This is a genomic window from Pseudobdellovibrionaceae bacterium, from assembly GCA_023954155.1.
In the GTDB taxonomy this organism is placed as follows: Bacteria; Bdellovibrionota; Bdellovibrionia; order Bdellovibrionales; family UBA1609; genus JAMLIO01.
The window spans coordinates 273,463-286,996 of record JAMLIO010000001.1 but is presented as its reverse complement, the minus strand read 5'-3'; the positions used below and the strand labels follow the sequence as shown (position 1 = coordinate 286,996).

Here is a 13,534-nt window from a genome sequence, read left to right as displayed (position 1 = left end):
TAAATAAAAACAAAAAAAGAGAGCTTCTACACAGTCTCATTTTCCTTAAACTTCGACTCCTTCATCATCTCGAATCAGAGCCACACTTGTGACGTACTCGCCATCTTTTAGATTCATAATACGAACACCTTGAGTGTTTCTACCAAAAATCGAAATGTCAGACACTGGAGTACGAATAGATTGCCCCTCGTTAGTAGTTACGAGAACTGAATCGGTATCTTTTACTTTTTTTACACCAACTACCTGTCCTACTTTATCTGTGATCTTTTGAGTAATGATACCCACACCACCTCTAGATTGTTTTCTATACTCTTCAAGAGGGGTTCGTTTGCCGTATCCATTTTCTGTAATGATCAATATTGTATCCTTATCATTAGCCTCAATAATCTCTGCACCAATGACTGTATCGTTTTTTCCTAATGTTATACCTTTTACCCCACGCGCACTTCGTCCCATAGGTCGAGCATCACCTTCATCAAAACGAATGGACATCCCATTTTTAGTTACAATGATGATATCGTTCTTACCTTCTGTTAATCGAGTGCTTACAATTTTATCGTCTAAATCCACTTTAACAGCAATAATTCCAGAAGGTCTTGGGTTACTAAATGCAGTCAAATCTGTCTTTTTGATCACACCTTTTTCACTAATAGTAACCACATAACTGCCATCTTCGTACTTCTCAACAGGAAGAATAGCGTTGACCTTTTCTCCTTGAGAAAGTTGCACAATATTATTGATAGATCGACCTTTAGATGTACGACTGCCTTTTGGTACTTTGTATGCTTTTAACCAATACAACTTACCTTTATCAGAATACACCATCAAAGTTGTATGTGTATTGACCGAATAAATTTCGGATACATAGTCTTCTTCGGCAGCTCCAGACCCCTTAAGACCCTTACCACCGCGTTTCTGTAATCTATACTCATCTAAAGAGATTCTTTTCACATAACCAGTATTAGTCAAAGATACAATGATGTCTTCTTTAGCAATAAGGTCTTCAACATCAATATCAGAACCATCATCTTCGATCTTTGTTCTACGAGGGTTAGCATATTTTTCCTGGATCTCCCTGAGTTCCTCAGAAATAATTTTATAAACCTCATGCACATCTGACAGCACTTTTTTAAGCCATTCAATTTTTTCTAAGATTTCTTTTAATTCATTTAAAATCTTATCTCTTTCAAGACCTGTTAAACGTTGCAGGCGCATTTCAAGAATAGCTTGAGACTGTTTATCTGAAAAACCAAATTGGTTCATTAAATTTTCTTTAGCAATATTTGTTTCTTTTGATGCACGAATAGTCTTAATAACTTCGTCAATTTGATCTAACGCCTTTTTAAGACCTTCTAAAATGTGTGCTCTAGCTTCAGCTTTTTTAAGATCAAAAATACATCTACGTGTAACAACGTCTCTACGATGTTCAATGAAAGCTTCTATAACTTCTTTAAGGTTAAAAAGTTTGGGCTGGTTTCTAGAATCTAAAGCCAGCATAATGATACCAAAACTGACCTGAAGCTGAGAGAATTTAAAAAGTTGATTTAAAATAACCTGCGCATTTTCACCACGCTTCAACTTAATGACAACACGAATTCCCTCTCTACTAGATTCATCTCGGATATCAGAAATTCCTTCTATGCGTTTGTCATTCACAAGACCAGCAATACTTTCAATAAGTTTAGCTTTGTTTACCTGATAGGGAAGTTCCGTAATAATAATGTTTTGTTGGTCTTTTTTCTCTTCAACTTCAGTAACGGCTTTAAGAGTGATAACACCGCGACCTGTTTTGTAGGCTTGAAGAATCCCGTTTCTACCAGAAATAATACCTGCAGTAGGAAAATCAGGCCCTGGGATAATATTGATAAGTTCATCTAAAGTGATGTCATTATTTTCAATATACTTAAGGCATCCATCAATCACTTCGCCTAAATTGTGAGGTGGAATATTTGTAGCCATACCCACTGCAATACCTGAACTTCCGTTAACTAGAAGCGCGGGGAATTTTGCAGGAAGAACTAAAGGTATCAATAGTGAGTCATCATAGTTAGGACCAAAATCTACTGTTTCTTTATCTATATCTTGCAAAATTTCTTCTGCAAGTCTGGTCATTCTTACTTCGGTGTAACGTTGTGCTGCTGCATTGTCCCCGTCAATTGAACCAAAGTTTCCTTGTCCATCAATCAAAGGCTCTCTCAGTGAAAAGGGCTGAGCCATTCTCACCATGGTATCATAAACTGCACTGTCACCATGAGGATGGTATTTACCAATGACGTCCCCTACTACACGAGCCGATTTTTTATAGGGTTTATCGTAAGTATTATTTAGGTCGTACATGGCAAATAAAATTCGACGATGCACTGGCTTTAAGCCATCTCTGACATCAGGAAGTGCTCTACCCACAATGACACTCATTGAGTACTGTAGATAAGCCTCTTTCATCTCTTTATTTATATCTATATCTGTTACACTTAAATCTTTAACTTCATCCATTTTCTTTTCCAATCAGTTTCGACAAAAATTAAACGTCTAAATCCCCAACTAAAAGTGCATTCTCTTGAATGAACTTTCTACGCGGCTCAACTTCTTCACCCATCAATGTACTGAATGTATCTTCTGCATTCATAGCATCATCAATCGTCACCCGTAATAAACTTCTATTGTCTGGATTCAAAGTAGTTTCCCAGAGTTGTTCTGGGTTCATTTCCCCAAGACCTTTGTATCTTTGGATATAAAGCCCTTTTTTACTTGAATCCATAACGTTTTCATAAAGCTCTTTGTACGTAACCACTTGTCTCTTATCATTTTCAGTTATTACTTCCGTTGGTAACTGAACAACTGCGTTCATATTTGCCCAAAGAGTTTGAAGTTCCTTTATTTCTGGATAGTTATCCATGTTTTCATCAATCTTAGTTATAAGTGGTCTTCCAAACTTCATGGTTTGCACGGTGGCGAACTGACTTGAATTGCTAGCATCCTTTACATCAACAATTCCCATATTGGGATTGTCCTTAACGTACTTTTGGATCTTTTGGATTTCTGCAGTTCTGTAAGTTGTATCTGTAGCAAATTTGTTAAAATCCACTGCGTTCTCAACTAAAAATTTAATAATATCTGGATCGTATTTATGAGACATCTTGAGTAACAAAGAATCATACTCTTCAATGTCTACAAAAAGCTGCTTTACTTCTTCTTCTGAACTTCCCGTTTTTAAGTTTTTAATTTCCATTTTGGAAATACTCGACTCTAGGAGATAGTTCATCAGTGCCTTTTCATCTTTGATGTACTGCTCACTTTTTCCTTTTTTCACTTTATATAAAGGAGGTTGAGCAATATACACATATCCTTTTTCAACTACTTCTGGAAGCTGTCGATAAAAGAACGTCAACAGCAAGGTTCTAATGTGTGATCCATCCACGTCAGCATCCGTCATGATGATAATTTTGTGGTATCTTAGTTTATCAATATTAGCATTTTCTTTACCGATACCTGTGCCGAGTGCTGAAACCATCATCTTGATTTCGTCATTGGCAAGCATTTTATCAAAACGCGCTTTTTCGACGTTTAAGATTTTACCTTTTAAGGGAAGCACAGCTTGTGTTCGTCTATCACGTGCTTGTTTTGCAGAACCTCCCGCAGAATCTCCCTCAACCAAATAGATTTCGCATAAGGCAGGGTCTCTTTCTTGGCAGTCAGCCATTTTACCTGGCAAAGCTCCGCTATCTAACGCTGTCTTTCTTCGAGTTAAATCTCTGGCTTTGCGCGCGGCCAATCTGGCTCTAGCAGATTCGACACATTTTTTAACAATATTTTTAGCTGTTGTGGGATTTCTATCAAACCAATCCCCTAATTTTTCATTTACTAAGGATTCAACAATCCCTTTAACTTCAGCATTTCCGAGCTTTGTTTTTGTTTGCCCTTCGAATTGTGGCTCCATAACCTTAACACTAATAACTGCAGCTAAACCTTCACGAATATCATCACCATCCAGATTCGTTTTTAAATCCTTAAGCAAATTTTTATCTGTGGCATATGCATTTGTAGTTCTTGTCAATGCCCCTTTAAAACCTACTAAGTGAGTTCCACCTTCTAATGTGTTAATATTGTTACAGTATGTGTAAACTGTCTCTGAGTATGAATCGTTCCACTGCATTCCAATTTCAACTTGAACATTGTCTTTTTCACCAGAAAAGTAGATCACCTCTTGATGTAGTGGTCTTTTCTTTTCATTGATGAATTGGACAAATTCTTCAAGGCCTTTAGAATATTGAAATAACTCTTTTTTATCTGTTCTTTCATCATGTAAATGGATGGCTAAACCAGCATTTAAAAAAGCAGTTTCTCTAAATCTTGTAGCAAGAATATCGTATCTAAACTCAATACCTTCGCCTTTGAATATTTTTCTATCAGGTTTAAAGGTCGTCTTTGTCCCTGTCTCAGATGTTACACCTGCTTCTGTAACTGGACTTTTTGGAACCCCAATTTCATAAGATTGCTTCCAAATTTTACCATTTCTTTTAACCTCAACCTTACACCAAGAGGACAAGGCATTGACCACAGATGCACCAACACCATGTAGACCTCCAGACACTTTATAATTGGAGTTATCAAACTTACCTCCAGCATGTAAGACTGTCATAACCACTTCTAAAGCAGATTTACCAGATACATGGTTACTCACAGGGATGCCTCGGCCATCATCTTGAATAGTCATAGAATCGTCAGGGTGGATAGTCACATGGATGTTTTTACAGTATCCAGCGACTGCTTCATCTACAGAGTTGTCAATAACCTCCCAGACTAAATGGTGATAACCTTTTTCTGTGGTGTCCCCAATATACATCCCAGGTCGTTTTCTAACTGCTTCTAAGCCCTCAAGGACTTGAATCGACCCTGCATCATAAGCTTTATTTTGAGAGTCTGTTGAATTTGCTTCCATCTTTACCTCTAATTCCATAACTCAATGAGTTCACTATAACCTTACAATAAACTGATCCGACCCTCTTCAATATAAAATTGCTTGTGGGGGCCCATGATCTTTTCTAGGGATGATGATTTTTCAGTTGTTGTAATTATAATCTGTGATTTTACATCTTTTAAAAAATCTACTAAACGGTCCCTTTTCCGCTCGTCCAGTTCCGACATGACATCATCTAAAAGTAAAACTGGACTCTCCTCTCTTCTTTCTAAACGATAAAAAATCTCTGCTATCTTTAGGGCTACTATTAAAGCACGCTGTTGGCCTTGTGAACAATAATAACGCGAGTCCTTACCGTTAAAAATGAATTGAATATCGTGCTTCTGAGGGCCTATTAGACTGTACCCAGAAGAAAGCTCAGATATGTAGAGTTCTTGGGCTCTTTTTCGTAATAAATCCTCTATTTTTTCAGCTTCAAACTCATGAATTTCAACATCCGAAATGATGTAGTTAAAATCAAAAGAATCCTCTGAATTAAAAATATACCTAACTGCTGTTTGCGCATAAGGTTTAAGCAGATCTAAAAAATAGATCCTAAGCTCAATCAGATCTAACGCACTTTTGATAAAAATGTCCGTTATAGAATTTAACAGGTCTCTGACCTCTGATTCTTTTTTGAATTCCCTCTTTACATCACCTAAAACCTTATTTCTGGTTTTTAAGATTTTTCTAAATTGAGAAACAGCTTTTGAGTACTCGGGTAACTGTTCAATAATGTCATCTATTAAGTTTCTTCTTTCCTGAGGACCTTCTTTTATTGAGGCTAAACTTTCTGGACTAAATAAAACTGTAGGACAAAATGTGGATAATTTTGTTGAAACTGTTCTTTTTTCATTGATCCAAAATGTTTTTTTATTATTTTCAATTTGAACTTTCAAAGAATTATCTACATTCAAAGAATCTTTATAATTACTTTTGATAAGCGCAACATTACTTTCAGAAAAACTCTCTTCTTTAAACATCGATATACATCTAGAAGGTTCTGTCGTTCTAAATGATCTACCTCTTGAGAGAAAGAAAAGAGCTTCCAGTAAGTTTGTTTTGCCCTGTCCATTCTCGCCGTAGAAAATATTAACACCCTCTTCCAATTTGATTTCAGTATTTTTAATATTTCTAAAGTGGAAGAGATTTAAATTTTTATATGCCATATTGCTTTGTAACTAAATTCTCATAGGCATTACAACACATGTGTAATCCGTATCGTTCTTTGGTTTGATCATTCCTGGTGAAAGCTGGTCATTAAGTGAGATACTTAGCGTATCTTCATCAAAACTACTTAGAACATCCAAAACATATCTAGCATTAAAACCAATTTTAATACTTTGACCTTTGTAGTTGATTTCTAACTCTTCTTTAGCATCGCCCATTTCTGGATTATTAGAAGTGATTTCCATTTTTCCATCTGTTAATGAAAAAGTAACACCTTTAGATTTTTGATTCGACAATAAAGAAACCCTTTTAAGGGACGAGAGTAATGTCTCGCGATTTACTTCTAAAGATTGAGGAAGATTTTGTGGAATAAGCTGTTGATAATTAGGGTACTTACCTTCAATCAGTCTTATAAATAAAAATGTGGGACCTGATTTAATTACAAGTTGAGCACCTTCAATAGCCATTTCCAAGTCACCTTGAGACTGTTCAACAAGTTTTTTAAGTTCATTTAAGCCTTTTCGTGGAATGATTACACCTGCATTGAAAGAACTTTCCACATTATCCACAGGGATTTCCCTATCTACTAGGCTTAATCTATGTCCATCAGTAGCCACCATTCTTAAATACTGTTTTCCATTTTTATTTTGCTTTTCAAAATATACACCGTTGAGGTGGTAACGAGTTTCATCATTTGAAACACTATAAATTGTTTTCTCAATCATATCTAAAAGAATACTTGAACTTAACTTTGTGAATTTGTTTGTGGAAAATGTGGGAAACACTGGATACTCTTCAGGATTTAGTCCTACTATATTAAAAAAACTTTTTCCGTGTTGAATTTCAACCCAGTGGTTCTTTTTCTTTTCAATAGCAATCTCACCTTCTGGTAATTCTTTAACTATATCAAAAAGACTCTTTGCATTTATAACAGCTTTACCTTCTTGAAGGACTTTGCATTCCATTTCATCAGTTAAACTCACTTCAAGATCAGTTGCATAAATTTTAATCTTAGATTCTTTAGCTTCAATTAAAACATTAACCAAAATTTGCATGGAGTTTCTTTTCTCAACTACATTTTGTGCTTTAGAGATTAAGCCTAAAAAGTTTTTTTGATCGATTTGGATTTTCATTTTTATCCTTTCTTTTTACTAATTCTTTAATTTTAAAAATTTAGTAGTAGTAGTAGGGGCTGTGAATATGAACTAAAATACCCTAAACCGCTAAAATTACTAATCTTTTTTTGTGGATAACAGCCTGTACAAAAAGCCTTTTTAAAGGGGGGTTTTACACAGGAAAAGTTACCCACAAAGTTACAAACTCCTAATCCACAGCCTTATCCACAATCCACTTATTGCACACCTGTGATATTGTGGATAGAGGTCACTAACTCATCAATATCACTAGCCAAATCAGAATCTTTAGACTGTTGAATTTCTGTGCGTTTCACTGCGTTAATGACCGTTGTATGATCTCGTCCCCCAAATGCGCGCCCAATTTCAACTAAGGATTTACCAAGATGTTGTTTGATTAAAAACATAGCCACTTGGCGAGCAGTCACAATGGGTTTGATTCTTGATTTAGACTTGAGATCACTGACTCGGACCTTATAATGGTCCGCAACCATCTGTTGGACCTCTTCCACAGTTAAAGTCCGTTGATCCACATGAGCCTCAAGAATCTTTTTGCAAAGGTTAATATCAATATTTACACCATTGAGATCTGAGAAAATTTTAACCTTATTTAAACTGCCTTCCAGCTCTCGGATGGACTTTTTAAAGGTTCGAGCGATGTAGTTCACCACGTCCGCAGGAAGCTTAATATTTTGCTGTTCGGCCTTATATCTTAAAATAGCTATTCGAGTTTCTACATCAGGCATTTGGATGTCTGCAATAAGTCCCCATTCGAGTCTCGTTCTGATACGCTCAGCTAAACCTTTGATATCTTTAGGCATTTTGTCACTCGAAACGACAACTTGGCGGTTGGTTTCAAGATATTCGTTCAAAATATGGAAGAATTCCTCTTGGACAGCTTCCCCTCTATTAAAGATATGGACATCATCTAAAAGGAGTAGATCGCTATCTTCACAGTACCTCTGTCTAAATTTATCCATTTCTTGTCTTCGAATACTGGCAATACACTCATTAAAAAAGCGAGACCCAGTTACATAACGGATACGAATGCTTGGGTTATTTGTAAGTATGTGATTTCCCACAGCATTTAGTAAATGAGTTTTACCCAGTCCCGTGGGTCCATATATAAATAAAGGGTTATATTTCCTAGCGGCAGGGTTTTCGGCAACGCTATGGCAGGCCGCATGGGCAAATTCATTATTTCTGCCTACAACAAATGAGGAAAAGGTATAGGAAGAGGTCAGTTGCTCATTTGAGCTTAAACTGCGAGTTTCTTTTTTAGCCGTACCTAGGTTTAACCCTTCGGGTGGCTTATAACTATTTGAAATAAAAGAACTTTGCGTTCTTTCTTGGTGTTGCGTTAAAGTCTTAGCTAAATGACTTTCTGCCGCTAGGCTTTGTGAGGCCTCGTTTCTTTTATTTATGGCAGGGTCTACGATAAGCTTGAGTTCAAAGTCGTTAGAATAGAAATTACGGATCTCTTCTCGAATATTGGGTAAAAAGTTCTGTGTGATCCAGTATTCATGTAAAAAAGTGGGGACACCCAACTGGAACTCTAAATTGCCATCAGACTCTTGAATATTGAGCAATTCAGTCGGCTCAATCCACAAATTGAGCCTTTGGTTGTCTTTTTGTTTCAAATTTTGTTTGATTTTAGCCCAAAAGTCTTGCTTTTCAGACACGAGTCCCCCCAGATACACGCCAGACGAGCCTTATTTGGTAGCATGCCCTGTGGATAAGTTCAATCACTTGACCAATGAATATGCTTTGTGATTTATTGCGTCTCTAGGTAAAAATCTCGAAGGAGTAATTTCGTGAAAAGGACGTATCAACCAAGTCGTAGAAGAAGAAAATCTGTACACGGATTCAGATCACGTATGGCCACTAAAGATGGAAGAGAAGTTTTATCTCGCAGAAGAGCAAAGGGTCGTAAAAGACTTATTGTAGCTGTTGGTGGAAAATAAGCTAATTATCTTAAATCATTCTCTACAATTTGAAGAGTGTAAGAAAAGCGGTAAGAAGCTTTTTGTCCAAAAGAAGCTTCTTTTATCTTTTAAATCTAACTCTCTTAAGCACCATCGCTTTGGGTGGACCGTACCTAAATATGTAGGTACTGCAGTGACAAGAAATAAGCTTAAAAGGTATTGCAGAGAATTTTTTAGGAACCAAGATTTACAGTCCAATAAGTATTTTGATGTAAATGTGGTTTTCTTAAAGAGTGGCAAAGATGAGTACAAAGACATGCGGTACGCAGACTTCTCAAAACTTCTACATCCAGCTTGGGATAGCTTGCTTAAAAAAAATTGAGAAGCTTTTAAAACTTCTAGCAGTCATATTATTAGGTTTCTATAGATCCTTTTTAACCGCCTTTTTTGGAGGTGCGTGCAGATTTGAACCTAGTTGTTCAGAGTATGCTCGTGATGCTTTCCATCAGCATCGAATTGACCAAGCCTTTATTTTAACACTTAAAAGACTCTTAAAGTGTAGACCTGGTGGGCCTTATGGCTATGATCCTGTGCCCCCGCCTGAAAAATGCAAACATCCAACGTTAGGGATATGTAGACATGAGCACAAATAATAACAATTCCTTTTTTGATCCAAAAACAATTCTGGCTATCGCAGTCACCTTTTTGCTTTTTATGGGCTGGAATAATTATATGCAAAAGAAGTATCCCCATATTTATGCAAAAGATAAGGTTCAAGATGCTTCTACTCCGTTGCAGGTTAAAGACTCAGAGGGGGCAACGACCGATGAAGTGCAAGCTGAAAATACGAATGGAAATAAAGAAGCTTCACCAGCTGTGCTGACTAAAAAAGTAGAAGAAGCACTACTACCTGAAGAGCAAATTATTAAAGTTGAAGATGAAATTTGGACACTTGAGTTTTCAAGCTACGGTTTTGAGCTTAAGAATGCTGAGATCAAAAAATATAAAGAAAGGGACGCTTCAAATAAGAAGTTTTCGAAATTATTTAAAACAGCCATCTTGAATTCAAAAGAAAATCTTATTTTTGATTTAAAGCAAGAGGGCAATAAGATCGTTGGAATTCATCAAGGATCAAGTGGCGTGATTAAAAAAACAATCACATTAGATAATAAAACCTATTCCATGAACGTAGGGTATGAGTTTCAAGGTGAATTTTCTGGTTTATCTACATATCTAGAGATGAAAATTGAAGACACTAGTGCGGGTACGATGTTTATGCCCAATTATGAAAGACAAGAGTATCTTGCCATTAGCAATGGAGAGTCTAACAGAGACTTCATCAGTAAAGATGGATTTGCCAGCCGAGTTTTTGATAATGTGACGATTCTGTCGTTTGCAAATCACTATTTTGGCCAGGCCGTCTTGGATAAGTCTACACTAAAACCATCAGCATTGATCTATTCAGGTGATGATGAAAATATTTTTGCAAGATTAGACTACGCCTTTACTCCACAAGTGAAAAGTTTTGAAATCTCACAAAAGTATTTTATTGGGCCTAAAGATGATGCGATTCTTAAAAGTGTAGATGCGAACTTTATTGAACTGATCAATTTTGGAATGTTTAAGCTCATCTGTTATCCTATTTTGGCTTTATTGAAGTTCTTTTATTCTTTAACAGCCAATTACGGTATTGCGATTATACTACTGACTTTATTGATGAGGATTTTAGTGTTTCCTTTGGCATACAAGGGTTACAAATCCATGGCTAAGATGCAGAAGATCCAGCCTCAACTTAAAGCGATCAGAGAGAAATATAAAAATGACTCGCAAAAGGCAAACCTAGAGACAATGGCTTTGATGAAAGAATCACAAGTCAATCCGTTAGGTGGATGTATGCCTATGCTATTACAAATTCCTATTTTCTTTGCTCTATATAGAGTTTTATCTGAAAGCGTAGTTATGTATCAGGCTCCTTTTATGCTTTGGATCCAAGATCTAAGTTTAAAGGACCCTTATTATGTGCTTCCAGTTTTAATGGGTCTAACTATGTTTATTCAGCAAAAACTAACGCCTACAGCAATGGACCCTACACAGCAAAAAGTGCTGATGTTCATGCCAATCATGTTTTCAATATTTATGATTTCTCTGCCAAGTGCACTTACACTTTATATTTTTGTGAGTACCTTGTTCGGTGTTCTTCAACAGTATGTTTTTACTAAGGCTAAAAATTAAAAAGGAGATGAGTTGTGAGCTTATTTAAAAAAATATTCGGGGGTAAAAAAAGCGAAGCCGAGTCTTTTGTTGAGACTAAAATGCAAACTTTACTTGATAAAGCAGGTTTTAAACTTTCATTTGATTTAAAGGTATCTGAAGAAGATAAAAAGATTTTGGTGGACCTATATGGTGAAGATGAAGAGATTTTAAAAGATAGAGATGCCCAACTTTTGGATGGTTTTCAGCTCTTTTTAAAACGAAGCCTACAACATAACTTACCAGAAGAAAAAGTTTCCGTGATAGTTGATAGTGGCTCATATCGTGAAAAAGCAGATGATGAATTATATCAGTTGGCTGAGAAACTTAAGGGACTAGTCCTAAAAAAGAAAAAAGCAGTATATTTTAGGGCTCTTCCTCCAAGAGAAAGAAAGTTAGTTCATCAGTATCTTTCTGAGGATAAGAGATTTAAAACAAAAAGTGTCGGAGAAGGGATTTATAAAAAAATTAAGATATTTCTTGTAAACTCAAAACCCAATCCGAATCCTAGTAATGCTAAAAATTCCAATGGTAAAAGACCTAATTCTAAATTTAAAGAAAAGAATGGAAATGTTATAGAAAAAGAAGAGTTTTATGAAGTGAACGGAAACGTCGCTTTGCCTGATGATGATTTTCCAGATGAAAACTTTAACTCTTAGTTAGATGATATTTCGCGTTTTATGTATAATTTAGAGGATACAATTTGCGCGCAGTCTACCCCTCAAGGAAGAGGTGGACTTCATGTTATTAGGGTTTCAGGCTCTCAAGCTCTAAGATATGTGAAGCCTCTATTTTCTGGTTTTCCCCAAACGATTCTTCCTAACTACGTGTACTATGGTAAAATTAAAGATCCATCACAGCACAGAATTTTAGATGAGGTTTTAGTCACCTTTTTTGAAAAGGGGAGATCTTTTACTGCCGAGGAAACAGTTGAGATCTCTTGCCATGGAAATCCTGTGATTGTCAGAGAAATTCTAAGCCTACTTGTACATGAAGGCTGTAGGTTAGCAGATCGTGGTGAATTCACATATCGAGCCTACAAAAATGGACGCTTGGATTTAGCACAAGCAGAGTCTGTCCTTATGCTTATCGAGGCCAACTCGTCAGCTTTTATTGATAAGGCTCTAAGGCAACTTGACGGGCAGTTTTCTGCATTTTTGTTAAATGTAGAAGAGAAGCTAGTTTGGGCCATAGCAAGGCTTGAAGCCATGATTGATTTTTCAACGGAAGACATTGAAATTGAAAGTAAGCAAAACATCTTGTGTAAAATTTCAGAATCTCTTAATTTATTAGAACCTTTAGTTAGGAACTTTGAAACTCGTCACTTAATTGATAAAGGAATCAAAACCCTTATCTTTGGCCCTCCCAATGTTGGTAAATCCAGTCTTTTGAATGAATTTTTAGGTAGAAAAAGGGCTATTGTTTCAGAGGTGGCTGGAACAACTCGTGACTTTTTATCAGAGACTACAATTATTGGTGATAAGGCCTTTGAAATGGTAGACACGGCGGGTTTGAGAACCACAGACAATCACATTGAAACAGAAGGTATTGAAATGGCAAAAGGCCAGGTGGAAGTGGCTGACCTGGTACTGGTTCTTTTAGACTATGATAATTATAAGTTTTTAGACAAATTCCTTGAATTTACTAAAAACAAAAGAACGCTGGTTTTACTGAACAAGTCTGAGCTTTTAAACGAAGAGAAAAAACAAGAGGTAAGGGAGCATTTTCAGTCCCACTCTGTCCCCTATTTTTTTATTTCTATTTTTACTAAGTCTGGATTACAGGAGCTGGCCACAGCTATGAGCGAGCTTTTTGATATTAGCGAAAGCGAGTCTTCTTTGGAGGTGGTGTCTGTTCGCCAAAGAGGACTTTTGGAAAAGATAAAAAATGAGCTTGAACAGGGCTATCAAACCTTTGATGAAGGCCATAGTGAGGAATTCGTACTGTCTCACTTGAATTTAGCTTTAAAAGATTTGTTACAGCTTCGTTTTATTGAAGATGAAGAGATTGTGAGAGATAAAATTTTCAAAGATTTTTGTTTAGGCAAATGATTTTTGACCTAGAATTTTGTGTTTGAAAAGAGCACAAGAAAAGGCCCA

9 protein-coding genes are annotated in these 13,534 nt (G+C 36.3%); 4 read left to right on the top strand and 5 right to left on the bottom strand.

The window, feature by feature from the left end; all coding sequences use genetic code 11:
• Nucleotides 1–45: 45 nt before the first annotated feature.
• From gyrA to dnaA, 5 genes are all read right to left on the bottom strand, one after another.
• Nucleotides 46–2,493 carry a DNA gyrase subunit A gene (gyrA, locus tag M9899_01235; GenBank protein MCO5112778.1) on the bottom strand — a complete coding sequence of 816 codons (2,448 nt, stop codon included), beginning with the start codon at nucleotides 2,491–2,493 and terminating at the stop codon, nucleotides 46–48.
• Between the two features lie 28 nt (nucleotides 2,494–2,521).
• Complete coding sequence (gene gyrB, locus M9899_01230; GenBank protein ID MCO5112777.1) at nucleotides 2,522–4,939, bottom strand: DNA topoisomerase (ATP-hydrolyzing) subunit B; 2,418 nt, start codon at nucleotides 4,937–4,939, stop codon at nucleotides 2,522–2,524.
• Nucleotides 4,940–4,980: 41 nt separating this feature from the next.
• Entirely contained in the window at nucleotides 4,981–6,126 is a 1,146-nt protein-coding gene (gene recF / locus M9899_01225; protein ID MCO5112776.1) for a DNA replication and repair protein RecF, read from the bottom strand.
• A gap of 12 nt (nucleotides 6,127–6,138) precedes the next feature.
• Nucleotides 6,139–7,260 (bottom strand): DNA polymerase III subunit beta, encoded by a 1,122-nt coding sequence (gene dnaN / locus M9899_01220; GenBank protein MCO5112775.1) that lies wholly within the window; start codon nucleotides 7,258–7,260, stop codon nucleotides 6,139–6,141.
• 218 nt (nucleotides 7,261–7,478) lie between these two features.
• The gene (gene dnaA / locus M9899_01215) at nucleotides 7,479–8,942 is read right to left on the bottom strand and encodes a chromosomal replication initiator protein DnaA (protein ID MCO5112774.1); all 1,464 of its coding nucleotides are present in this window, start codon (nucleotides 8,940–8,942) and stop codon (nucleotides 7,479–7,481) included.
• Nucleotides 8,943–9,074: 132 nt separating this feature from the next.
• On the opposite strand from dnaA, the gene rpmH reads away from it, so the two are divergent.
• The 4 genes from rpmH (at nucleotide 9,075) to mnmE (ending at nucleotide 13,486) form a co-directional block, all read left to right on the top strand.
• Nucleotides 9,075–9,224: a 50S ribosomal protein L34 gene (gene rpmH / locus M9899_01210; GenBank protein ID MCO5112773.1), complete on the top strand. Its 150-nt coding sequence runs from the start codon at nucleotides 9,075–9,077 to the stop codon at nucleotides 9,222–9,224.
• Nucleotides 9,225–9,824: 600 nt separating this feature from the next.
• Complete coding sequence (gene yidC / locus M9899_01205; protein ID MCO5112772.1) at nucleotides 9,825–11,417, top strand: membrane protein insertase YidC; 1,593 nt, start codon at nucleotides 9,825–9,827, stop codon at nucleotides 11,415–11,417.
• Nucleotides 11,418–11,431: 14 nt separating this feature from the next.
• Nucleotides 11,432–12,094 carry a hypothetical protein gene (locus tag M9899_01200; GenBank protein ID MCO5112771.1) on the top strand — a complete coding sequence of 221 codons (663 nt, stop codon included), beginning with the start codon at nucleotides 11,432–11,434 and terminating at the stop codon, nucleotides 12,092–12,094.
• 21 nt (nucleotides 12,095–12,115) lie between these two features.
• On the top strand, nucleotides 12,116–13,486 hold the full coding sequence (mnmE, locus tag M9899_01195) for a tRNA uridine-5-carboxymethylaminomethyl(34) synthesis GTPase MnmE (GenBank protein ID MCO5112770.1): 1,371 nt from the start codon (nucleotides 12,116–12,118) through the stop codon (nucleotides 13,484–13,486).
• The last annotated feature ends 48 nt before the right edge of the window (nucleotides 13,487–13,534 follow it).